Source organism: Haliscomenobacter sp., assembly GCF_040403615.1.
Lineage (GTDB): Bacteria > Bacteroidota > Bacteroidia > Chitinophagales > Saprospiraceae > Haliscomenobacter.
In genome coordinates, this window is the sequence record NZ_JBBAKG010000038.1 from 10,997 (window position 1) to 34,055 (window position 23,059).

The 23,059-nt window shown below is 46.4% G+C and carries 25 protein-coding genes; 9 read left to right on the top strand and 16 right to left on the bottom strand.

The genetic code is table 11. The features are described 5' to 3' along the window. Positions 1-120: 120 nt before the first annotated feature. Together ABW391_RS14010 and ABW391_RS14015 are read right to left on the bottom strand one after the other, a co-directional pair. Positions 121-723 (bottom strand): DNA-3-methyladenine glycosylase family protein, encoded by a 603-nt coding sequence (locus ABW391_RS14010; protein WP_353482507.1) that lies wholly within the window; start codon positions 721-723, stop codon positions 121-123. A gap of 82 nt (positions 724-805) precedes the next feature. Then, a complete protein-coding gene (locus ABW391_RS14015; RefSeq protein WP_353482508.1) occupies positions 806-1,273 on the bottom strand; it encodes a hypothetical protein in 468 nt (155 codons plus the stop codon). 241 nt (positions 1,274-1,514) lie between these two features. On the opposite strand from ABW391_RS14015, the gene ABW391_RS14020 reads away from it, so the two are divergent. Next, positions 1,515-3,275 (top strand): S8 family serine peptidase, encoded by a 1,761-nt coding sequence (locus ABW391_RS14020; protein ID WP_353482509.1) that lies wholly within the window; start codon positions 1,515-1,517, stop codon positions 3,273-3,275. Between the two features lie 7 nt (positions 3,276-3,282). Beyond that, positions 3,283-4,692: an ArnT family glycosyltransferase gene (locus ABW391_RS14025; RefSeq protein WP_353482510.1), complete on the top strand. Its 1,410-nt coding sequence runs from the start codon at positions 3,283-3,285 to the stop codon at positions 4,690-4,692. Positions 4,693-4,708: 16 nt separating this feature from the next. Here the strand turns inward: ABW391_RS14025 and ABW391_RS14030 are convergent, their stop codons facing one another. The 6 genes from ABW391_RS14030 to ABW391_RS14055 all read right to left on the bottom strand — a co-directional run bounded on the left by ABW391_RS14030 (position 4,709) and on the right by ABW391_RS14055 (position 9,527). Then, positions 4,709-5,197: a gliding motility lipoprotein GldH gene (locus ABW391_RS14030; RefSeq protein ID WP_353482511.1), complete on the bottom strand. Its 489-nt coding sequence runs from the start codon at positions 5,195-5,197 to the stop codon at positions 4,709-4,711. 128 nt (positions 5,198-5,325) lie between these two features. After that, a complete protein-coding gene (dnaJ, locus tag ABW391_RS14035; RefSeq protein ID WP_353482512.1) occupies positions 5,326-6,498 on the bottom strand; it encodes a molecular chaperone DnaJ in 1,173 nt (390 codons plus the stop codon). 6 nt (positions 6,499-6,504) lie between these two features. Continuing rightward, positions 6,505-7,083, bottom strand: a complete 579-nt coding sequence (locus tag ABW391_RS14040) for a nucleotide exchange factor GrpE (RefSeq protein ID WP_502916327.1) — start codon at positions 7,081-7,083, stop codon at positions 6,505-6,507. Positions 7,084-7,192: 109 nt separating this feature from the next. Next, on the bottom strand, positions 7,193-7,726 hold the full coding sequence (locus ABW391_RS14045; RefSeq protein WP_353482514.1) for a TlpA family protein disulfide reductase: 534 nt from the start codon (positions 7,724-7,726) through the stop codon (positions 7,193-7,195). A 15-nt stretch (positions 7,727-7,741) separates the two neighbouring features. Continuing rightward, positions 7,742-8,746, bottom strand: coding sequence for a sugar phosphate nucleotidyltransferase (locus ABW391_RS14050; RefSeq protein ID WP_353482515.1), 1,005 nt, complete (start codon positions 8,744-8,746; stop codon positions 7,742-7,744). Between the two features lie 199 nt (positions 8,747-8,945). Further along, the gene (locus tag ABW391_RS14055; protein ID WP_353482516.1) at positions 8,946-9,527 is read right to left on the bottom strand and encodes a hypothetical protein; all 582 of its coding nucleotides are present in this window, start codon (positions 9,525-9,527) and stop codon (positions 8,946-8,948) included. Between the two features lie 86 nt (positions 9,528-9,613). Between ABW391_RS14055 and hisIE the strand changes: the two genes are divergently transcribed. Next, positions 9,614-10,228, top strand: a complete 615-nt coding sequence (gene hisIE, locus ABW391_RS14060; protein ID WP_353482517.1) for a bifunctional phosphoribosyl-AMP cyclohydrolase/phosphoribosyl-ATP diphosphatase HisIE — start codon at positions 9,614-9,616, stop codon at positions 10,226-10,228. Positions 10,229-10,237: 9 nt separating this feature from the next. Here hisIE and ABW391_RS14065 read toward each other — a convergent pair whose 3' ends face one another. From ABW391_RS14065 to ABW391_RS14085, 5 genes are all read right to left on the bottom strand, one after another. Then, positions 10,238-11,245 (bottom strand): ligase-associated DNA damage response exonuclease, encoded by a 1,008-nt coding sequence (locus ABW391_RS14065; protein WP_353482518.1) that lies wholly within the window; start codon positions 11,243-11,245, stop codon positions 10,238-10,240. Beyond that, positions 11,245-12,174, bottom strand: a complete 930-nt coding sequence (porD, locus tag ABW391_RS14070) for a type IX secretion system protein PorD (protein ID WP_353482519.1) — start codon at positions 12,172-12,174, stop codon at positions 11,245-11,247. Before porD ends, ABW391_RS14065 begins: the two co-directional genes overlap by 1 nt. A gap of 5 nt (positions 12,175-12,179) precedes the next feature. Continuing rightward, complete coding sequence (gene coaBC, locus ABW391_RS14075; RefSeq protein WP_353482520.1) at positions 12,180-13,385, bottom strand: bifunctional phosphopantothenoylcysteine decarboxylase/phosphopantothenate--cysteine ligase CoaBC; 1,206 nt, start codon at positions 13,383-13,385, stop codon at positions 12,180-12,182. 105 nt (positions 13,386-13,490) lie between these two features. Further along, the gene (locus ABW391_RS14080; protein WP_353482521.1) at positions 13,491-13,835 is read right to left on the bottom strand and encodes a DNA-directed RNA polymerase subunit omega; all 345 of its coding nucleotides are present in this window, start codon (positions 13,833-13,835) and stop codon (positions 13,491-13,493) included. Then, complete coding sequence (locus ABW391_RS14085) at positions 13,795-14,649, bottom strand: outer membrane protein assembly factor BamD (RefSeq protein ID WP_353482522.1); 855 nt, start codon at positions 14,647-14,649, stop codon at positions 13,795-13,797. Before ABW391_RS14085 ends, ABW391_RS14080 begins: the two co-directional genes overlap by 41 nt. Positions 14,650-14,933: 284 nt before the next feature. Here ABW391_RS14085 and rplM point away from each other — a divergent pair, with 284 nt between their 5' ends. The 6 genes from rplM (at position 14,934) to ABW391_RS14115 (ending at position 18,975) form a co-directional block, all read left to right on the top strand. Further along, a complete protein-coding gene (gene rplM / locus ABW391_RS14090; protein WP_353482523.1) occupies positions 14,934-15,383 on the top strand; it encodes a 50S ribosomal protein L13 in 450 nt (149 codons plus the stop codon). A 134-nt stretch (positions 15,384-15,517) separates the two neighbouring features. Further along, on the top strand, positions 15,518-15,910 hold the full coding sequence (rpsI, locus tag ABW391_RS14095; protein ID WP_353482524.1) for a 30S ribosomal protein S9: 393 nt from the start codon (positions 15,518-15,520) through the stop codon (positions 15,908-15,910). A 53-nt stretch (positions 15,911-15,963) separates the two neighbouring features. Continuing rightward, on the top strand, positions 15,964-16,683 hold the full coding sequence (gene rpsB / locus ABW391_RS14100) for a 30S ribosomal protein S2 (protein WP_353482525.1): 720 nt from the start codon (positions 15,964-15,966) through the stop codon (positions 16,681-16,683). Between the two features lie 163 nt (positions 16,684-16,846). Continuing rightward, the gene (tsf, locus tag ABW391_RS14105; protein ID WP_353482526.1) at positions 16,847-17,677 is read left to right on the top strand and encodes a translation elongation factor Ts; all 831 of its coding nucleotides are present in this window, start codon (positions 16,847-16,849) and stop codon (positions 17,675-17,677) included. 315 nt (positions 17,678-17,992) lie between these two features. Further along, positions 17,993-18,706 carry a UMP kinase gene (gene pyrH / locus ABW391_RS14110; protein ID WP_353482527.1) on the top strand — a complete coding sequence of 238 codons (714 nt, stop codon included), beginning with the start codon at positions 17,993-17,995 and terminating at the stop codon, positions 18,704-18,706. A 113-nt stretch (positions 18,707-18,819) separates the two neighbouring features. After that, entirely contained in the window at positions 18,820-18,975 is a 156-nt protein-coding gene (locus tag ABW391_RS14115) for a hypothetical protein (RefSeq protein ID WP_353482528.1), read from the top strand. Between the two features lie 441 nt (positions 18,976-19,416). On the opposite strand, the gene ABW391_RS14120 is transcribed toward ABW391_RS14115, so the two are convergent. From ABW391_RS14120 to ABW391_RS14130, 3 genes are all read right to left on the bottom strand, one after another. Then, the gene (locus tag ABW391_RS14120; protein ID WP_353482529.1) at positions 19,417-20,994 is read right to left on the bottom strand and encodes a DUF1501 domain-containing protein; all 1,578 of its coding nucleotides are present in this window, start codon (positions 20,992-20,994) and stop codon (positions 19,417-19,419) included. Between the two features lie 20 nt (positions 20,995-21,014). After that, a complete protein-coding gene (locus tag ABW391_RS14125) occupies positions 21,015-22,715 on the bottom strand; it encodes a DUF1800 domain-containing protein (protein WP_353482530.1) in 1,701 nt (566 codons plus the stop codon). Positions 22,716-22,833: 118 nt separating this feature from the next. After that, positions 22,834-23,052 carry a heavy-metal-associated domain-containing protein gene (locus ABW391_RS14130; RefSeq protein ID WP_353482531.1) on the bottom strand — a complete coding sequence of 73 codons (219 nt, stop codon included), beginning with the start codon at positions 23,050-23,052 and terminating at the stop codon, positions 22,834-22,836. Positions 23,053-23,059 lie beyond the last annotated feature (7 nt).

Here is a 23,059-nt window from a genome sequence, read left to right on the forward strand (position 1 = left end):
AACCGCATACCCATGACGGCTTTGCCATCTGTTGGGCAACCGCAAGGGTTGCCCCCCTACTTGGGCAACCGCATACCCATGACGGCTTTGCCATCTGTTGGGCAACCGCAAGGGTTGCCCCTACGCGTCTTTCCATCGCCACAAATACCGGCAGGCGTACGTGCGGTATGGTCGCCACGTTTCGGCAATTTCGGTCAATTTTTGGTATTGGGCTTTGCCTTCCAATTCTACTTCGTACAAACGAATCATGGCTTGGCGGATGCCTAGGTCATCGATAGGAAAAACATCGGGTCGTTTCAACACAAACATCAGGATCATTTCAACCGTCCATTTGCCAACACCTTTGATGCTGCTCAACAATTGAATAATCTCGGAATCGCTGAGTGTAGACCAATCTTTGGAAAAAAGCTGATGCTCCACAAAAAAAGCAGCAGTATTGTGCATGTACCTGGCCTTTTGATTGGACAAGCCGACCCCACGCAAGGCGTCATGCGGCGTGTTGCCCAACAAGGTTGGATCAGGATATTCATTAGGAAAAAGTGCCAAAAAGCGTTTGAAGATGGTATCCGCGGCTTTTACCGACAATTGTTGTGAAGTGATCGACTCAAGTAGGCCAAAATATACATCATCCGTGTTTGCTCCTGAATTAGGAAAGGCAATCAGGGGCAAAATTGTAGCGAGTTTAGGGTCTCGCGCCAGGTGCGCGATAACTTGCTCTTGCATGGGTTTTTAATTTTTTTGTTTAAAAACCCAGGTAAGATAAAACAACAATCAAAGAAAGCAAAATTCAACTTGGGAAAAAGCACTAAACCCGAATTTTGGCGGCCATAGCCGTTTTTTGAAATTTCAACTCAACGAATTGTTCTTTGAAGCCCATTCTTTTGGCCATCATCAAAGCGGGGTGATTGGGTTTGGCATATATGGCGATATCACCATCTGCATAGTCCACTGCTTTGTCGATCAATTCTTCCAGGAAGTTGGTTTGGGTTTTGTAATCTTCGTGTATTGCCGCCAGTACCAACAAGTTTTCGGATTTAAACCCTTGCATTCCTGTCTTATTGACGACAACCCCTGCTACTATCCGGGTATTGATGGAATAGGTGAGTACAAATCCTCCAAAAGAAGGTTTATTTTTGAGGGCGTAATCCAATGCCTCTTGAATTGCACGATACTCCGTATCGGGTGTGTGCACTCGAAAGAAGTTGAGTAGGGAGAAGCTTTCCAAAGGATTGACCCCTGAAAAAGCATTGTACATCTGAATGGAGCGTTCCATGCTTTTAATGGTAAAATTGTGTGAGTACGTAGATTTTGGCCTAAATGTTTGATATGCACAGGGAATTACTCTAATCTCAACAGCTGGAAACGGAGGTCAAGTAGGGGCTACTTTGTCATTTGCATGTAAATTAGATTTTTTTTATGAAATGAAAAAGATTTTTCTTTTTTTATTTCATTGATTATCAATTATTTTCATACGTTTATTTCAAAGGCTTGATAAAAGCCGTAACCATAATCCGATGAAACACATTCTAAATAACGCATTTTATTTGTTTGGAATTGTCCTCGCTTTGCATTCAACTCTTTTTGCCCAAAAAATTGATCGGGTTGTGCAGGAAGCCTTGATTGCTCATGGACAAACCGAGGCCTTAGTCGTATTGGTAGAACAAGCCGATTTGGGTTTTGCGCAACAACTGCTGACCAAAGAAGCAAAAGGGGAATACGTTTTTCAAAAACTGAAAGCCACTGCCGAGCGCAGTCAGGCACCGCTATGGAAAATCCTACACGCCAATGGGCTAAATGCTACCCCACTTTGGATTGTCAATGCTCTTTACCTGCCTAAACTGGATTTGGTTACCGCGCGTTTATTGGCAGCTCAGCCGGGGGTTCAAAGCATTATCAGCAATCCACATACTTATTTTTCAGCCCCCAGAGTAGAGGCCAATGCCGACAATTTGCGTGCTGCCATTGAATGGGGCATCAGCAAAATAGGCGCAACAGAGGTTTGGGCCAAAGGCATAAATGGAAAAGGAGTGGTCATTGCGGGCCAGGATACGGGCTATGATTGGGAGCATCCCACCCTCAAAAAGAAATACCGGGGTACCGAGGCAAAAATTGATCACAACTACAATTGGCACGATGGCATCAATAGGTACAGTCCGCTGAACTCAGATACCATCAACCCCTGCGGGCTCAACTCCAAAGTGCCCTGCGACGACGATAGCCACGGCACCCATACCATGGGCACCATGCTCGGCGATGATGAGGCCGGAAACCAGATTGGCGTTGCCCCTGGTGCCCGCTGGATCGGCTGCCGGAATATGGAGCGCGGCTGGGGAAGTCCTGCATCCTATCTGGATTGCTTTCAGTGGTTTTTGGCCCCAACCGATTTGAAAAACCAAAACCCCAACCCGAAATTGGCTCCTCATGTGATCAACAATTCCTGGGGTTGCCCAGATATTGAAGGTTGTGGCCCAGGAAACTGGGGCTTGATGCAAAAAGCCATTGTCAATTTGCGTGCTGCGGGTGTAGTAGTGGTGGTTTCGGCGGGCAATGCGGGAGCTCAGGGTTGCAGTTCGGTCAATGATGCTCCCTCATTTTTTCCAGAATCCTTTTCAATTGGGGCGACCCGCAATGACGATGTCATCGCTCGTTTCAGTTCGAGAGGTCCGGCGCGGTACCTGGGTTCCGTGGTACTCAAGCCGAATGTGTCTGCTCCTGGGCAAGGAGTACGTTCATCCATCCCGAAAGGGGGATTTGCCATTTTCAGTGGTACGAGTATGGCCGGTCCACACGTTGCAGGGGCGGTGGCACTGATCATTTCTGCCAATCCTGCATTGGCCGGACAAGTAGAGGTCATTGAAACCTTGTTGGAAAAAACCGCAGTGCCGCTTACGGATACGATGAATTGTGCTGGATTAAAGGGCAATAGTCAACCCAATCCTATTTATGGCTATGGCCGCATCAACGTTTTGGCGGCGGTAGAGGCTGCGCTCAAAATGACCACTCCTGTTGATACGCCTATCCAACAAAAAATAGTCATGCAAATTGCCCCTAACCCGGTTACAGAGGGGACTGTCCAACTGGAATTGGGCGCCATTCCCAACGCTGGAAGATTGGAGCTTTTGGATGCAACAGGTCGATTGTTACAGCGACATACCTTACCTCAAGCAAAATTTCAGACCAAAACCCTTACCTTGAGCGCCTTGCCTGCCGGAACATACATTGTGCGGATAACGGCAGGAAATGCCTTTGGCTATCAAAGAATTGTGAAAATATAATTGACTCATGTTCAAAAATCCCTTCCTGCTTTTCTTAGGAACGGCCATGGTATTGCGCATTTTTTCTTTTTTCCCTTCGGTAATCAATCACGATGAATCGACCTACATCGTGATTGCAGATGGCCTGCTTCGCGGGCAAACCTATTGGGTAGACAGCGTAGATACCAAGCCTATCGGGATATTTTTGTTGTACGCGCTGTTGTTGAAAATAGGCGGAGGGTCAATTTTTTTGTTGCGTTTTTTCACCACGATCTGGATTAGTGGCACGGCCTATTTTTTGTATCGAGCTAAACGAGCCTTGGGTGCCGACAAAGGGGCTTCCCGGGCCAGTGGTGTGATGTACGTGTTTCTTTGCTCCATGTTTACGTTTTATGGCGTTTCGCCAAACACAGAGTTGTATTATGCTATATTTAACGCCCTTGCACTCTGGTTGATACTAGCCTATCCGCAAAAGGGTTGGAGTATGTTGTTGGCAGGATGCGGCCTGGGGGCAGGATTCATGATCAAGTACACCGTTGCTTTTGATGCGTTGGCCTTGGGATTGATCGTAGGATTGCCTTACCTGAAGCCAGGAGCAAAATATGGGCTTTTGTTGCGCCAGTGGGTTTTACTGGTGACGGGTTTTCTGGTTTTGCCTTTGTCTGCTTTTTTGACCTATCGTGCCTGGGGGTTGGGAGATGTATTTTTGCACTATACTTTTGGGATAGGAAGTGCGTATCCGGCTTCATTGAGCTTGGGCAGCAGGGCAATGTTTTTGCTTGATTTTCTCTTGCGGTTTTTCCCGATTGCTTTTTGTTTCGGCTGGGGATTGGTCAAAAAAAGCCAATCCTGGTTGATTGCCTCCATTTGGGCGGTTTCGGTGCTGGTGGCCATCAATGTGCAGGGCAAGCCATTTGGGCATTATTTCATCCAGATGATGTTGCCATTTGCCTTTCTTGCTGGCGATTTTTTTGCTGCAGATGCCCCTCGACCAGCCTGGACCAAGTGGTTGTTTTCATTTCGCAATGCTGCAATTGCGCTGACTGTATTGGGCATACTCAACTTGTTTTTACAGAAAAAAGATTACCTGGACAAGCCGGATCATGCCCGCGAAACGGCGCACTATCTTCAGCCGCTCTTGTTGCCCGATGATCGGATTTACATGGGAAATTACCACCAGATTGTATACCACCTCTTGAAGCAAGAGAGTCCAACGCCTTACGTGCATCGTTCTTTGATTTGGGAAAAACGGCACCGCCAGGTTTTGCAAATCGGCCTGAGCAGGGAGTTGGCGCGCATCCAGAAAGTAAATCCGCGCTTTGTGGTGTTTCAGCCAGAATTGCCCGATGAACCCGCGTTACAAGCATTTATGTACCGCTACCGGGTGATCAAAAAAATTCGGGACAAGGCTGTGGTGTATGAACGCAGGCCTTGGTGATTATTCGATATTATGTCTATTTTTTCTTGGCGTTCTCTACCAATTCGTTGGTTTTCTCTACTTTAAAACTGAGGCCTTTTACACCCGTTACTTTTTCAGTGCGCATGTACTGCTCGATGATGAATTGGTATTTTCCGGGCGTTTCAAAGATGGCATTTTGTTGGATAGGGATATCCAGCGAGCAAGTCTGACCGCTACAAGAGCCAAACCAGGTTCCACTTCCGTCCGAGAGGTTGAGCGAAACGATTTGTTCGCGACTTTCTCCCTTCGGGAAAATCGTTTTGATCTTCACATACAAATTTTGGAAAGCAAAATCAGGACTGTGTTTAACCCCTATGATCAGATTATAGAGGTGCTTCAGGTCTTTGATTTCAACGGTATGCTGCTGTACCTCCTGGTAAGTCCAGGTATCGTTGGAGAAAGTGGTTTTGTGTTGATAGACGTAGTTGGGACCACAGGCACTAAGCAATAAGGCAAGACTAAGTGCAACAAAGTTGATTTTCATAAAAAAAAGTTGAGCATTGGGTGTTCGAGTTCGCTTGCTTTTCACCTCACCCTCCTGCATCAAGCAGGGAAGAGGCTGGAATAAACAAGCGATCTCGAAACGACCAATGCTCCTGGTTTATTTAGCCGCTACTTAAAAAAGTCGCGCATTTTTTCAAAGAAAGTGCGGTCAGACTTACCCGGTTGAGGCTTAAAATTGGGCATTTCACGCATCTTTTCGAGCAAACGTCGCTCTTCGTCGTTCAGTTTTTTGGGTGTCCACACATTCACGTAGATCAACTGATCGCCCCGTTCACCGCGGTATCCTTGAACAGAGGGTAGCCCTTTGTCTTTCAATCGGAAAATCTTGCCAGCCGGTGTACCTGCGGGGATTTTGATTTTGACTTTACCATCCAGGGTTGGCACTTCTTCAGAGGTACCCAGACCCACATCTGCAAAGTTGACAAACAGCTCGTAGATGATGTTTTGGCCATCCCGTTGCAGGTGCTCGTGGGGTTTTTCTTCGATGGTGATCAGCAAATCACCTGCGGGGCCGCCTTGTGGGCCGATGTTGCCCCTACCGCGCATTTGCAGTTGCATTCCTTCTTCAACGCCTGCTGGAATATCGATATCGAGGGTTTCTTCGCCATCAACCGTTCCGGCACCCCGACATTTGGTACAATTGCTGGTCACCACCTGCCCACGGCCACCACAGGTAGGACAAGGGGTGGTAGTGGCCATTTGGCCCAAAAAAGTATTGCGTACTTGACGTACATAACCGCCGCCATTGCAAGTGCCGCAAGTCTTTACCGAGGAGGAATCTTTGGCACCTGACCCATGGCATTCGTCGCAAGTTGTTTGCTTGCGTACTTTGATCTTTTTGGTGACGCCGTTGGCAATCTCTTCCAATGAAAGCGACACTTTTATCCGCAGGTTTCCACCGCGTTGTCCAGAAGCACGACCGCCACTAGAACGGCCACCCGCACCGCCAAAGAACGAATTGAACGGAGAATCGTCTCCAAAAACATCACCGAATTGAGAAAAGATATCATCCATGCTCATGCCGCCAGGGCCACGACCGCCGCCCATATTGGGATCAACTCCGGCATGACCATAACGGTCGTAACGGGCACGTTTATCGGCATCACTCAGCACTTCATATGCTTCTGCACCTTCTTTGAATTTCTCTTCTGATGCTTTGTCTCCAGGATTCTTATCCGGGTGGTGTTGCATCGCCAGACTGCGGTATGCTTTTTTCAAAGCAGCATCGTCGGCACTTTTAGGCACACCAAGCACTTCATAATAATCACGCTTATTTGCCATGACCCCTTATTTACCAACCACCACTTTCGCGTAGCGGATCATTTTATCTTTTAATTTATACCCTTTCTCCAATGTGTCAATCACTTTGCCTTTCAGGTCTTCCGAAGGAGCTGGAATTTCGGTAATGGCTTCATGGATCTCGGCATCAAATGGTTGTCCGTTGGATTCCATTGGTTCCAAGCCTTGAGCATTCAAAATATGGTAAAATTTGTTGTACACCAACTTGATTCCTGCGCCAAATGGTTCAGGGCTGTTGGGCAATTCACCAGCGGCTTTAATGCGGTCGAAGTCATCCAAAGCCGGAAGCAATGCCTGAATGGTTTCCCGAGCAGCAGTATTCATCAACTCCAGGCGTTCCTTGAGGGTACGGCGCTTAAAATTGTCAAACTCTGCAATGTTGCGGATGTACTTGTCTTGCAATTCGGCATAATCCCTTTGGAGGCGAGCATACTGTTCCTCGACTGAAAATTCATTGCCGGGTATTGCATCTCCTTGCTCTTCGGCGTTTGGGTTGTTCATTTCGTTTTCCACGGGCGTTTCTAAGGTTTCTGCCTTGATTTCCATTTCTTTATCCTGGTCCATCACGGTTCGAAAGTTTTTTGAGAATCCCTTATCAATTATCTTGCCATGTCAGAAATATTGGAACAAAGAAAGTCAGCTTGGCAGTTTTTGTCAGAATGTCCTGACAGTTTGGTTATTGTCCGATAATCTTTTCAACTTCGTCAGGACGTACATTTACCCCAATGATCATGCCCTGAGGGCTGATGAGGTAATTGCTGGGTATCGCCCTGACTTTGTAGAGGGTGGCAATTGGTGCATTGAAAAATTTGAGGCTACTCGTTTTATCCATGATTTGATACGGCCAAGTAAGTCCATCGTAAAGGATGGCTTGCTTCCAATTGTTTTCATTTTGTTCTATTGAAATGCTGACCAGGTGGATTCCATCTGCTTTTTTTAGTTTTTTCCCGGCATAACGGGCATTAAAGGCTACCCAATTGGGATTCTCCATGCGGCAAGGGCCGCACCAGGAACCCCAAAAATCCAGCAGGACATAGCTACCTCGCAGATCAGAAAGTTTAAAAGGCTGATTATCGATGGTCGTTGCGCTGAAATCCAGCGCTTTTTGGCCATTGACAAATTGGGGCTGGGTATAAAAATATTTTCCAATGTACACACCGATCACGACGATGAGTAAAATCACAACCAAGCGGTCAAAAGAAAGTTTCATGGAGAAAAAATTAGGCTATAAACTAAAATCAATCTCGGTATTGTCGCCAATATTGAGGCTTTGGCGCAGCCCGGTAATGGATGCATCATTGCCTACCACCGAATTTTGCAGGATGATTTCCTGGATCGCGGCATAATTGCCAATGATTGAATCCCGTACAACGGCACTATTGATGCGCACGTTGTTGCCAATGGTAACATGCGGCCCGATGATAGAGTTGCTGATTTGGCAGTTTTCCCCGATGCTGACCGGATGAATAATGATGGAGTTGTCAAAATCTGGCAGATTTGAAGAAGCGTATCCTTTGCGGCGCAACATAATGGCATTGGTTTCAAGCAGGACGTCTTTTTTGCCACAATTGAACCAATTGTCTACTTCGATGGTGTTGAAGCGGGTACCGGTTTCAATCATGCGCATCAGGGCATCGGTCAGTGGAAATTCGCCTTCGGTACGGATATTATTGCTGATGTTGAATTCCAGGGCATCAATAAAAGCCGGCACTGCTTTGATGTGGTAAAAACCGACCATGGCCATGTTGGACTTGGGGATGCGGGGTTTTTCGATCACTTTGCTGACCAATCCATCTTCACCATATTCAACTACACCATATTCGCGTGGATCGTTTACTTTTTTTACCCCCAAGCAAGAGTAAGGATCCAGAAGTACTGGTTTGAAATCCAGATCGATGATGGTATCCCCAAAAAAAATGAAGACGTCGTCTGCATCCCGAATGGATTCTCGGGCAGTCCAGATGGCGTGAGCAGAACCTAATCGAATCTCCTGATTGACAAATTGCTTTTCAATGTCAGGATAAGCCTGCTCAACGTAATTTTTTATTTTTTCCCCCAAATAACCGATGACAAAAATGAAATCGCGAACGCCAACCTCTATCAACTGATCGATGATGAAAGAAATGATGGGTTTTCCCGCAACGGGAATCAAGGGTTTGGGTTGGGTATACGTGAGTGGGCGCAATCGAGTACCTGCACCAGCCACCGGAATAATTGCTTTGGTATGCATGGTTTTTGCTTAATAGTAGGGCAAAAATAAGTGTTCATTTTTCTTGAGCCAAAGGATTAGATAAGACACTTGAAATAAACCGTTTACTTATCTAATCCTCTGGCAAAATGAACACTTATTTTTTATCGCCCCTTATCAGGGCTGTAAGATAGGTGAAAAGTTTAGAGTTGAAAAGTTTCGCTGGAAGAGGATTTGGGGGTCAACCGTTCTGAACCCTAATTTCGGGATAAAATGGATTGTGATCCATCGAAATCAGCATAGGTTCAAAGGGTGGATCAAATGTCAACGCATCTAGGGCTTCTTGGAGGTTTGCTTTCCATTCGGTTTGGCCATCCTGTACTTCAATCCAACAAACCAACCTGGCCATCCGATCTACATGGGTACGTTGATAGGCCAAAGTCCAGAACACCCAATCCGATTTCCCCCAGCGCAAGCGCAACAACAGGGGCAGTAAAACCCGGTAACTCCATTTGCGCTGGTAATACCGCTGAATGGCCTCAATCGCCGCAAGAGTGTCCATTGATTTTTCGTGTAGCTTTTTTGCCAATTCCGCTGGAACAGGCAAATGTTCGGGGCGAACGGGTGCATTGACCCTGGGGTCGCGGTTAAAGTAGTTTTTTACTTCCAACAGCAACAATGGTCCACTAGGCGGCAACACCAAAAAATCCACGCCTTTGAACCCCACACCGCTAAGGCCACGGTAAAAAGTATGGCTGTCAAACTTGCGCACCAGCCAATTATCGGAAAAATGAAAAACCAAACCACTTTCGTGAAATGTCATATCTCTTCATTCTTCTGACAATGTACCCGCTTTTTTTGGGGCTTTGAACTTTTGGGTGTTAATTTGCGGCAAATTAATTACGCACGATGTCGCTTGCTTTTGACCCAAACAGTGTTGATTTTCAGAAATCTGAAGGATTGGTTCCGGCCATCGTTCAGGATTACGCTACCGAAAAGGTGCTGATGCTGGGCTACCTGAACCGCGAGGCGCTTGATAAAACCCTGGCAGAAGGGATTGTCACTTTTTACAGCCGCTCCAAAAACCGTTTGTGGACCAAAGGCGAAACGAGCAATAATTTCCTGCATCTGGTCAGCATCGCTGTAGATTGTGACCAGGACACCCTCCTGATCAAAGCCCGCCCGGATGGCCCGACTTGCCATACTGGCGCAGATACGTGTTGGAATGAAAGCAATAAGTCAATCGATTTTTTGCGTCAGCTCGAAAACGTCATCCGCCAACGCCGGGATCAGCCAGATGAAAGCTCCTATACTGCTTCTTTGTTCAAGAGGGGCATCAACAAAATTGCCCAAAAGGTTGGAGAAGAAGCGGTTGAACTGGTCATCGAGGCCAAAGACGACAATGCCGATCTGTTTTTAAACGAAGCTGCCGACTTGCTTTTCCATTACCTGATCTTATTGTCGGCCAAAGGATACGAATTGGGGGATGTGGTCAAAATATTGGAAGGGCGGCACAAGAAGTAAGGCACAGCCTTATTCCAATTCCAAATCTGTTTCCAATACTTCGCCTTCAAAAAGGGTCTTTTCAGCATGGGCATCGTAGCCCTGCTCTCGCAACCATTGACTGAACTGCGCGGTGTATCCATGTGTAGCAATCACCCGTTCCGCTCCAGTAGCCGCAATGGCGCTATTGAGGCCATCCCAATCGGCATGGTCGCTCAAGGCAAAGCCTCGATCGGCTTTGAATGATTGAAGTGTAGCCGATTCAGCCATCCAGCCCGATGCCACACCCACCGAAGCAGGCGCAATGCGGCGAATCAAAGGTGATCCCAGCGCCGAAGGCGGCGTGATGATGATGCCTCCAGTCAGTTGTTTTGTTTTGGTCTGCTGCGCCAAACGAGTCGTTTTGGGCAAACGAATGCCCTGATTGCGCAAGACTTCATTGACGTTTTCCACTGCGCCTTGCGCAAAAATGGGGCCAATATCTGGGTTCAATCCTTGCAGCAAGCGTTGCGCTTTGCCGAGGGCATAGCCGGTCAGTATGCTGATTTTACCTTCCTGTTGGTTTTGTGTCCACCAGCCATTGATGTCGGAAAAAATTTGCGCTTGCGGCTGCCATTTGAAGCGCGGCAATCCAAAGGTGCATTCGGTGATAAACGTATGGCAGGAAACCGGGGCAAATGCTTCGGCAAGGCCATCGTCTTCGAGTTTGTAATCGCCAGAGGCAACCCAGATTTCCCCCTGAAATTCAACCCGGATTTGGGCGGAACCTACGATGTGGCCAGCGGGGTGAAAAGAAAAACGCACGCCGTTGATGAGCCGTGTTTCGCCATAGTCTACGGTCTCGATATGGATGGGCCCCAAGCGGTAGCGAATCACGGGGTGGGCAGAGCGGGTACACAAGTAATAATCACAGCCTGCACGGGCATGGTCACCATGTCCGTGGGTGATCAAGGCTCGTTTGACGGGTTTCCAGGGGTCGATGTAGACATCGGCCTGCGGGCAATAGATGCCGTGATCGGTAAATTCGAGTAAGGCCATTACTGCCGCAATTGGCGGTATCTGTTGGCGTTGGTGGGGTCGATGCGCGACATAACATCTGCTACGCGGTCTTTCTCATCGGGAGAACCGATGGTAAAAATCTCCGTGATTTCTTTTGATTTGATGGACAAAAACAATTGCATCAAGATGGTATTCGGATAGGTATCAAAAGACTTGCGGGCATTTTCGAGGGTTTTGGAAATGATGGAGCGTCCTTTAGCAGCATCCTGAGCCATTTGATCCAATCCCAGGCGGTGATACACAAATTGCATTTCCCGCATCGGTTTCATCCGCGGAGACAAGAGGTTTTCGATGATCCAGTAACGGTTGCGGTTGTTGCCTTCAATCGAGCTCCAGCCCCGGCCTTGCGCAGCACCTGCACTTTGTGCCACGTTGACGACTTGCTGTGCCGATTGTAGATTTTCGGTTCCTCCTTCCAGGCTAAAGGAATCATAATCCATGCCCAAAACGATGAAAGCGTAAAATGCCACGACTTGTGACAAGTTGTCGTTGAAGATGGATTTGCTGAATTGCAGTGGTTGAAACTGCTCGTATTTGAAGGTAATTTCCCGATCGATGTAATTGAAAATAGTGGTCTCCTTGTTGCTGCCATAAATGGGGCGAGCAGCCTGTACTGCCAATTCCGCGGTGTAGACATTGGGGATTGGCTTGTCATTTTTGTCCTTTGCTTCGCCAGTAATGGTCAGCAAAAGGTTTCCTTTGATGCGTTCTTCCGGGCGAAATTCGTCCTCAGACCACTTGGTACCGTTGACAAATTCCTTGAGCGATTGTTCTAGGCCATTGAATACAGCAGGATCTGCGGTGAGCAAACGTTGAATGTTGACCTTTACCGTAAAGTTCAGCTCCTGAGCCTTCAAATTGAAAAGCCCTGTAAGCACCAGGATGATGAGGATAAAAAACTTCCGCATAGCACTTATGAATTGTTATACTTGAACAAATCAATCATAGCCTGGAGGATGTCATCCGCCACAGCATTCTTTGACTTTAACTCAAAATCGCGTCTCTTATTGTTTTTAAACAGAATGCTGATTTTATTGGTGTCGTGGTTGAAGCCTGCACCAGCATCCCGCAAGGAATTCAAGACGATAAAATCAAAATTTTTACGCTCCAATTTACCTTGCGCATTGCTTTCTTCATCGTTGGTTTCGAGGGCGAATCCGATCAACAACTGCCCTGTTTTTTTTAATTGCCCCAACTCCGCAGCGATGTCTGGATTTTTAATCAAATCGAGTTGGAGTTCCTCTCCTTTCTTTTTGATCTTTTCCGTAGCTACCGTTTTGGGGCGATAGTCAGCCACTGCCGCTGCCAAAATGGCTGCGTCTGCTGTTGCAAAAGCCTGCAAGGCAGCATCGTGCATTTCTTGTGCCGTTTCCACCCGGATGACCTGGACGTTTTGCTCCGCTGGGCTCAATTTTGAAGGGCCCAATATCAGGGTAACAATTGCCCCACGGCGTGCTGCCGCATCCGCGAGGGCAACGCCCATTTTGCCCGAAGAACGGTTGCCAATAAAGCGAACCGGATCAATGGGTTCATAAGTAGGGCCTGCGGTAAGGAGTATTTTCTTACCGGAGAGATCTTTGCTTTGATCAAAAAACTGCTCCAGATGCGCAACGATTGCTTCGGGTTCGGCCATGCGTCCTTCGCCAGAAAGGCCACTGGCCAACTCCCCTACTCCCACCGGAATCAGGTGATTGCCGTATCCTTGCAAGCGACTTACATTGCTGCGTGTGGCTGGATGGTGCCACATGTCCAGATCCATGGCTGGTGCAAAAAACACCGGACAACGCGCAGAAAGATAGGCTGCTGCCAAAATATTGTCGCAAAGGCCATTGGCCAATTTGGCCAATGTCGTAGCCGTAGCTGGAGCAATCACCATTGCGTCGGCCCATAAACCCAATTCGACATGGTTGTTCCAGGCCGACTCGGAGCTTACTTCTGTGAATACGGCCTTTTTTGAAAGTGTGGAAAGCGTAAGTGGAGTAATGAAGTCCTGCGCGGAGGGCGTCATCAATACCTGAACTTCAGCTCCGGCTTTGATGAGCAAGCGGGTGAGCGAAGCAGATTTATAGGCAGCAATGCTGCCGGAAATACCGAGTATAATTTTTTTACCTAGCAACACAGCGATCCAAGTTATGGGTTATGAGTGATGAGTCATGAGTGATGAGTTTTTACGCTCGTACTCATAACTCATCACTTATAACTCATAATTCATAACTTCATTTACCTATTCCTGGTTGCGTTTTTTGCGCTCTACATAACGGAAAGCGATCTCATTGTTGAGGAATTCCTCGGTAGCAATGATCGCTGGATTGGGTAGCCGCTCATAAAACTTGGAGATTTCGATTTGCTCCTTGTTTTCGCTGATTTCCTCAATGGTATCCGAATTCACGGCAAATTCTTCCAATTTGCTGTGCAATTCGTGCTTGAGGTCTACACTCAACTGGCGGGCACGTTTGGTGATGATTGCCAGGGATTCGTAAACATTGGCCGATTTCCGGGCAATGGAATCCATGTTGCGGGCGCGTACGTTAGGATCCAGACCCTGCACTTTGGTTTTGATATCGGACATTGGTTAATAATTTAAGCTGTTTATTGGAATTATCCTGGATGTTCTGTACTTCACGTAAATCCTCAGATTTTGGGTAGCGTTCCAAAAACTCTGCAGCCAGGCGGCGGCATTCTTTGAAACGTTCCTCCCGTTTGTCCAGGATGCTGTTTAGCGCTAAGTCATAGTAAGAACGCAGAATCATTAAACGCACTTGTTCGGCATTTTTGGTTTCAGGAAAATCTTTCAGCAAGTTTTCAAATGATCTAACTGCTGATTGGTAGTACCGCAAATGGAAGTACAGTTTTCCTTCTTCAAAAGCCTTGGTTTCCAGTTTTAGCCGCAACTTGTCGATCAATTTGTTGCACTCACCTACCCTTTTGCTATCGGGGTAGGTATTGACAAAAAACTCAAATTCCTCGATCGCCTGTCCGGTGGCTCCTTGATCCAAACGGAAAGTAGGAGACTCCTGGTATTGAGCGTAAGCCGACATGAATTCTGCTTCCTCACGCAAAGGACTGGCACCGTAAGTGTTGGCAAAAGTTTTGAAGTGATAAGAAGCCGAAGTATAGCTCTGCAAATTGTAGAACGTATAGGCATACTTAAAAAACACATCTTCTGCCTCTTTTGTTCCCCTTACGTTGGGAATGATCATTTCCAGCAGGGTTTGGGCTTTTTGCCATTCCTCCTGCGTAAAATAATCCGTGGCCTTGGAGTATATTTTCTTTACATCGCCGCCAGTGCGGATTTGCTCGAATTCGCTTTTGCAACTATTCAGCAACAAAATGCTCAGCAGCAAAAAGGTAAAAACAGGTAAAATGGTGGTTTTCTTCTCCATAGGGATGCAAAATTACTTTTTTCTCTTGATATGCGCAATCCAAGTGAATAAAGAATCCATTGACCTGGATTGGGTTGGTTGAGCAAGAATAAAAATGATGTTCTAAATTTTTACTGTTTTTCAATCGTTTATGAATTTATTGGTGATAATTTTTTTTGAAAAAAGCTTGCAAGAAGAAAAAAAGCACTTTACATTTGTACCGCTTTAAGGGGAGGCGTGATGCCAGCTGAGCTAGAAAGCGACTGAAAATCAGAATTTTTTTGACAATACTAAAACATTGTTAAGTGGATACGTTGAGTTACAGAACGGTTCATGCGAAGAAAGAGAACGTAGAGCGCAAGTGGTATGTGATCGACGCCGAAGGCGAGATTGCGGGTCGGTTGTTTTCTCAGGTTGCTCACATTTTGCGTGGCAAAAACAAGCCTAGTTACACGGCGCACATTGATACAGGTGACTACGTGATCATCCTGAACGCTGGTAAAATTCGTTTTACAGGCAACAAGATCAATCAGAAAGAGTACCAAACTTACTCTGGATTCCAGGGTGGTCAGAAAAGAATTGTGGCCAAAGACCTTTTGTCTCGCAAACCAATCTACCTGATTGAACGCGGAATCAAAGGGATGTTGCCTAAAAACCGCCTGGGTCGCGCAATGGTGAAAAAATTGTTTGTGTACGAAGGTGCAGAACATCCACACCAGGCGCAGCAGCCTATTGAGCTGACTTTTAAGAAGTAAAATCTTCCCCTGCGAAATCCTTGGATTTCAAACTCACGATCGAAATCGTGGATTTTCGTGGGATTAACCGAGCGCAACCAAATTTATCTGTCCCTTGTGGATGGGCATAAACGGACGCATATCATTAAGTCAACATGACGACTGAACAAATTAATGCCACCGGGAGGAGAAAAGCATCTGTAGCCCGTGTTTACCTGAAGAAAGGCGAAGGCAAGATCCTGGTAAACGGCCGTGACTACAAAGAATACTTCCCACAAACGCATGTACAAATTGCGGTAATTGCTCCTTTGCAGGAAGTAGCAGTTGAAAACTTGTACGACATCAAGGTTAACGTTGCTGGCGGCGGCTTTAAAGGCCAGGCTGAAGCAGTGCGCATGGGTATTTCTCGCGCCCTGATCCAGTTGAACGAAGACTTCCGCAAACCATTGAAAGACCGTAAGTTCCTTACCCGTGATGCCCGCGAGGTTGAACGTAAGAAATACGGTAAGCCAAAGGCGCGCAAGAGCTTCCAGTTCTCCAAGCGTTAATGGATCTTGTATTTGTGGAAAAGTTTTCTTTTTAATTTTTTCAATCTGGAAAAATGAACAAGCCTACTTATAAAGAACTTTTGGATGCCGGCGTCCACTTTGGTCACTTAAAAAAGAAGTGGAATCCAAAAATGTCTCCTTATATCTTCATGGAGCGCAAGGGTATTCACATCATCGATTTGAACCGTACTCTGGATGCCCTGGATCGCGCGGCCAATGCCATGCGCCAAATGGCCAAGAGTGGTAAGAAAATCATGTTTGTTGCCACCAAAAAGCAAGCCCGCGATATCGTAGCTGAAGCTGCACGCACCGTAGGTATGCCTTTCATCGCCGACCGTTGGTTGGGTGGTATGATGACCAACTTTGCAACCATTCGCCGTTCGGTGAAGAAAATGCAAAACATCGACCGCATGCTGGCCGACGGAACACTGACCAGCGTAACCAAAAAGGAACGTTTGACGCTAACCCGCGAACGCGACAAACTGGATAAAGTGTTGGGTGGTATCGCCAACTTGAATCGTTTGCCTGCCGCTATCTTTGTGGTAGACATCTCTCACGAGCATATTGCCATCGCTGAAGCCCACAAACTGGGTATCCGCACGTTCGGTATCGTAGACACCAACTCTGACCCAAATCAAGTGGACTACGCCATCCCTGGAAACGATGATGCTTCTAAATCCGTAAAAATCATCACTGATTATATGGTAGAAGCCATCCGCCAAGGATTGGAAGAACGCAAAGCAGTTAAAGCTGAAAAGGAAGCGGTACGATAATTAGCTTTGAGCTTTGAGCTTTGAGCTTTGAGCTTTGAGCTTTGAGCCATCAGCTATCAGCTATCAGCACATTGTGCAAAAGCTGATAGCTGATGGCTCAAAGCTGATTGCTGATAGCTCCTTCATTTCCAACCATTCTTCAACATATAAATCAACACTTACCATGAGCGTTACCATCTCTGCCGCTGATGTAAAAAAATTGCGTGACATGACCGGTGCCGGTATGTCTGATTGTAAAGGCGCATTGACCGAGGCTGAAGGAGATTTCGATAAGGCCATCGAAAATCTGCGCAAAAAAGGACAAAAACTGTCTCTTAAGCGTGCAGATCGCGAAACCACTGAAGGTTGTGTACTGGCCCTGGTGTCAGCAGACAAAACCCGTGGCATTATCGTTAAGCTGGGTTGCGAAACCGACTTCGTTGCCAAAAACGAAGATTTCATCGCGTTGACTCGCAGTTTTGCAGAAAGCGCTCTGGAAAACTATCCAGCAACTTTGGAAGCTTTTTTGGCTTTGCCTTACGAAGACATCACCATCGGCGAAAAAGCCATCGAGCAAGTAGGTGTAATTGGGGAAAAGATTGATGTGACATATGAGCACCTGGAAGCAGCAATGGTTTGTCCTTATATCCACATGGGCAACAAAGCTGGTGTGCTGGTAGGCTTGAGCAAAGCTGACGACAACTTCTACGATGCAGGTCGTGATGTAGCGATGCAGGTTGCAGCAATGCACCCCATCGCGTTGGACAAAGATCAAGTTGATGCTACTGTTGTCGAAAAAGAAATCGAAATTGCCAAAGAATTGGCGCGCAACGAAGGCAAACCGGAAGAAATGCTTGAAAAAATCGCTTTGGGCCGTTTGAACAAGTTTTACAAAGAAAGTACTCTGGTTAATCAGGACTTTGTAAAAGACAACAAATTGACCATTGCGGCTTACCTCAAGTCCCTGGATAAAGACTTGGTCGCCACGGGCTTCAAACACGTGAAGCTGGGTTAATCATCCAGAAAAGCGAATCGGAAAATTTTCCGGTTCGCTTTTTTTTTGCCCAGCGCAAACAATGCAATGCAGACTTTTGCAGTTAACTAACTCAGAAAAATTAACTTCCCGATTTTGGGTTTTGAATAGGTAGTCGAACGGTTCATTTCAAGTGAGCTTCCTATTCAAAACCCTCTAAAAAAAATCGGGAAGTAATTTTTTGAGTCACACTAAGGCACGATTAAAATGAAACAATCGAGATTGTTCGATTTTGATCACCTACTTATGAGAAAAATATAATATCTTCACCCTGAACCTAAAAACCAGCACTGGCGCATGCAGCTCAAATACAAACGCATCCTGCTCAAACTCAGCGGAGAATCCTTAATGGGCGAACAACAGTTCGGTATCGACGCCCAGGTTTTGCACCATTATGCCGACCAGATTAAATCCCTGATAGACGTTGGCGTACAAGTGGCCGTCGTGATTGGCGGTGGCAATATTTTTCGTGGATTGTCTGCATCAAAGTCTGGAATCGAACGTGTTCAGGGCGATTACATGGGCATGATGGCCACGGTCATCAACGGAATGGCTTTACAAAGTGCGCTGGAAGGAGCTGGAATTTATACCCGCCTCATTTCAGCTATTGAAATGAAGCAAATTGCGGAGCCGTACATCCGCCGTCGCGCGATTCGCCACCTGGAAAAAGGCCGGGTAGTGATTTTTTCTGCTGGTACTGGCAGCCCCTATTTTACCACTGACTCTGCTGCCGCACTCCGCGCCAACGAAATCAATGCAGACGTCATCCTCAAAGGCACCCGGGTAGACGGCATCTATACTGCCGATCCCGAAAAAGATCCTACCGCCACCAAATTCGACACCCTTACTTACACCAAAGTCATCAGCCTCGGCCTCGGCGTCATGGACATGACCGCCTTTACGCTTTGCCAGGAAAACAACATCCCCATCATCGTTTTTGACATCAACAACCACCGGAATTTAATGCGCATCGTGAAAGGTGATGTGATTGGGACGCTGGTGGAGGGGTGATGCTTTGGAAAAAGCGCTCCAAATACCTTTGATTGAGATTGCAGATTCCGTTGCAGAATTAGAAATGATTCCAAAACTGGCAGAGGAGGAAATAACGGCCTAAATGGTTGCGTATGTCAAATCTATTCGACCCAGAAAATACTCAAGATTTTTTGCAAATACCTGGTCTGCTGTACATTCCAAACTACCTTATTCAATTTGATCACGATGCACTTTTGACAAAGATCGACCATGCCCAGTGGCTGGGTGATCTAAAGCGTCGGGTTTAACACTATGGGTCTAAATACGATTACAAGTCGCGACGAATAGATTTGAGTATGAAAATTGGGGACTTGCCTACCCGGGCAACGGAAATTGCTCTTTACCTACAGCAACAACAATTTTTTCCAGAGTTTCACTGACCTTTCGGAAGACCATTCTTGTGTAAGAAAAAAATAAGTGCATTTTTTCCTTATTTTGATCAAAAAGGAAAAATAAGCTGAAAATATTTTTCTTATTTCCACTATTTGGCCGAAATAAGAAAAATAATGCTCAAAAAAATAGCTATTCCACAAATCATTGACTGCATACGATTTGAAAACCCATAGTAGATTTCAGGAGAAATAGACCAGTATTTCCAAAAAATGCCCAATCGGGCCTATTTCCAACATTTTTATGCCAATACCGCTAACTAATAATTGATTGTCTTAATCTGCGGCGCTCTAGCATCCCTACATCGCCACCATCTTCCGCACCGCCACGGTTCCATTGACACTGACCTGGCAGTGGTATTGCCCCATTGACAGGTTGTTGCGCGGGATGAAGAACTGGTGGGTTCCCTCAGGATAATAGCCCGAAGCCACCATTTGAACTACCCGACCTAAACCATCCAGCAATCGCACCACCACTTGTCCGCCAGAAGTTCGCAAGGTTAAAGTGGTACTTTCGCGGAATGGATTCGGGTAATTGCTCAACTCAAAATTTTCAACAATCTGAAGATCGCGTGTAGGCGTAGCAATGGATTTGAAAATCGGCAGGGTGTCAAATTTGCGCCCCAATACTTTATCTGGTTGATCCAGACCAAACCAATCCTTGAGTATCGTGGTATAAATGGCTCGGAAATCGTGTTGCATGGGCAAGTCTCCCGATTGCGTCAATTTTTCAGGAATAACGGGGTTTTTTCCAATAATTCCCGGATTGACCGATTTGCCAAATACAAAAACAGGCGCAGCAGCCCCGTGATCCGTACCAAAGCTGCCATTGGAACCAATGGTGCGGCCAAATTCTGAAAAGGTCATGCCTGCTACCCGGTCAGCGATGCCCATCAGCTTGAGGTCGTCTTGAAATGCACCGATGGCTTCCGACAACTTGCCGAGTAGTCTGGAGTGGATTCCTTCCAAGGGATTGCCAGAAACATCGATCTGCTCGCTGTGTGTATCAAAGTCATACAAGGAGCAAATGTAGATGGGCGTTTTTAGTCCACCTTTGATCAACTGGGCAACAATTTTCAACTGATCGGCCAAATAGTTTTTGTCTTCTGGGGGATAAAGCATGGACTGATTTTTTCCCTTATCCGCAGCTCCTTTCACCGATTTAAAATATTGTTGCGCTTGCTGGGTCACCAAGCGGATGTACTCAAGCTCTTCACCAAAATGAGAAGCTGGAGCTGGTTCCACTACCCCATTCACAAACTCGTAGTACGCTTTGGGGTCGGTTATGGCCATGCCCATTGGCCATTGGCTGCCTACCAGGGCCATCGACATCACTGAACCCAGCTGAATGGCCAAGGGATCCGGATTGGCATCACTAGGGTAGCCTATCGGGAATCCAGGATAACGTTGTTCCAGGAAACGGCCAGCCCAGCCATTTTCGATGGTTTCGTCAGCACTGGATGCAGACATCCAAATGTCAGAAGAACGAAAATGGGAATAATCTTGTTCCGGGTAGCCCACGTTTTGCACTACGGAAATAAGCCCATCGTTGTACATCTTCTGCATGGGCACCATCGAAGGGTGAAAGCCACTGTTTTGAACCCCACTCAATCGCAGCACATTGCGCTCTGGGATTAAAATATTTTTCCTTGCTTTACTCAGGTTGGCATATTGATCCAGGGGAATAAACGTGTTGAGGCCATCATTGCCGCCATTGAGCTCAATCAGAACCAGAACCCGATTATCGGGATTGCCATTCATGGCCAGGGCTTCAAGAAATGATTTTTGTGGCGCAGTATTAATGGGCATTCCTTTTAACATAAAGGAAGAACCTGCTGCAGCCGTACAACTATGATAGAGGAAAGATCTGCGTTTCATGCGTTTTTTTTTGGAAAACCTTAAATAAGTTGAAACTCTGGCAAGCCCATCAAGTACTTGTGCAAGGCAGCTAAACGAAACCAAACGGTATCCCGAGCTGCCTTATCATTGGGGTTGGCGATGTAGTTTCGCCAAGCTATCGTCCAATAGTAATCTTGCGCTTGCCCGGAGAGCAGGATGTTTTTCAAGGCTTTCTTTTTGACCGCGGAAATTGGCATCGGCATAGTAATTTGCAGGATTGCATCGATCAAAAGAGTTGGATCATCAGGGCGTGGAAATTGCTGCGCGAAGGCGATATGGTCGATAGATGCCATAAAGCCGGAATCGGTTTCGTAGCGCCAATAAGTCATTACATCCGAAAACACATTGCGGTTGCGCAGGGTATCGCTATTGATCCAAGTGCGGTAATACTTGGGCGTCTGCCGAAAAGCAGCCCATCCAGCTACATTTGGAGGATCTCCGGGCATCATTTGCAAGTCGTTACACGTCCAGCCCAGGTAGTTCATCATTTGATACTGATCGTAAAGTTTGGGGCCAAAAACAGGTACATTGAAATTGCGCAGTACCCCGAAGACCAAATCAAGGGGCGTCTTGATGTAGCAAGCTCTGGTCGTTGCATCAAAAAAGTGCTCGCTTTTGAATAATTTGGAAATTACGGGCAAAATTTGGTAGTTGTTTTCCCGCAACAAGGCCGCCAAAGGTTTGATAATATTCGCTTCTACAACTTCATCAATTTGGTAATACACAAAAAAGCGGTAAAGCTTGCGGCAGATGTGCAAAGCAACTTCTTCTTTCTGAAAAATCATCTCGATCAGCTCCTTTAGTTCCCGCTCTGCTTCCAAACCGCCCTTAATTACGGTATTGTTGTAAAATTTTGAAAACTGCTTATCCGATTGATCGTGAGCTGCCAAATCCAGGTACACCCGATTGGTATCGTAATCCACTCGCCAACCCGTTAGCACCTTAGCTGCAGCGACTACGTCGTCTTCTGTATAGTGGTTGGGATTGTCTTTGCCAATGGTAAACAATTCCTGAAGTTCCCGGGCATAATTTTCATCTGGCGCATCTACCCCATTAAGTAAACCATTAAGAAAATAAAGCATTTGTGGGTCCAGGGTCACATCGTATACAAATTGCTTGAAATTACCCAAAGAATGCTTGTGCAGGGTCATGTAATGTCGGTAGGAAGCCTGTCCACTAAAAGATTTTTCTGTACGCGTGGAGAAATGATTGTGCCAAAAGAGGATGAGTTTCTCTTGAATGTTGGCACCAGATTTTATCATGCGTGTCATCCACCATCCCCGCCATGAAGAAATGCGTGAAAACTCGCCCTTATTGTTGCGGCGGGCATTGACCCAGGTTTTACCGAATGGCACGTCTGGATCCTTAAAATCATCGTTGTTGTAATTATTGATCGGCGGTTCGGGCTCACCTTTGGGTACATTTAGCACATAGTCTACAGCCTTTTGGACATTGCCCAAATAGTACAATTGATCTATCTGCTGATAGGTGCAACCAAAAGTGGTGCGGCGCAACAAATGAGCGGCTTGCTCGCGTCCCCACAGGCCCGTGTATGGATCCAAGCCACCCTGTAGCGTAAATTCTGCAACGCTGGACACCATCTTGGGGTCAGACTCAAGATCAGGGTTATTGTGGGTTGCGGTAGGGCTTGCAGCTTTGAGCCCCAGAAAATCACGACGGGAAAAGGAATTATCATTCATGGATAGGCAATTTGCTTAACGCTAAGTAACGCAGAAAAATTAACTACCTGATTTTTTGCGTCATACTAATGTATCAAGAACGAAAATAATGCAAATCAACCTATTTTAAAAATAAAAATTAACATTCAGCCAACTCAACTATTTCAAAACCAGCATCTTTAACTGCCTCAAGGATATTGGCGACTTGGAGGCCTTCGCCTTGTACACTCAGGATTTTATCCGGGTTTTGGGTATCAACGTCCCAGTTTTCCACGCCTTCTACCTCATTGATAAAGGCCGTTACGGCTTTTACACAACTGCCACAATTGATATTGGTTTTGAATTTCAGAGATTCCATATTGCTT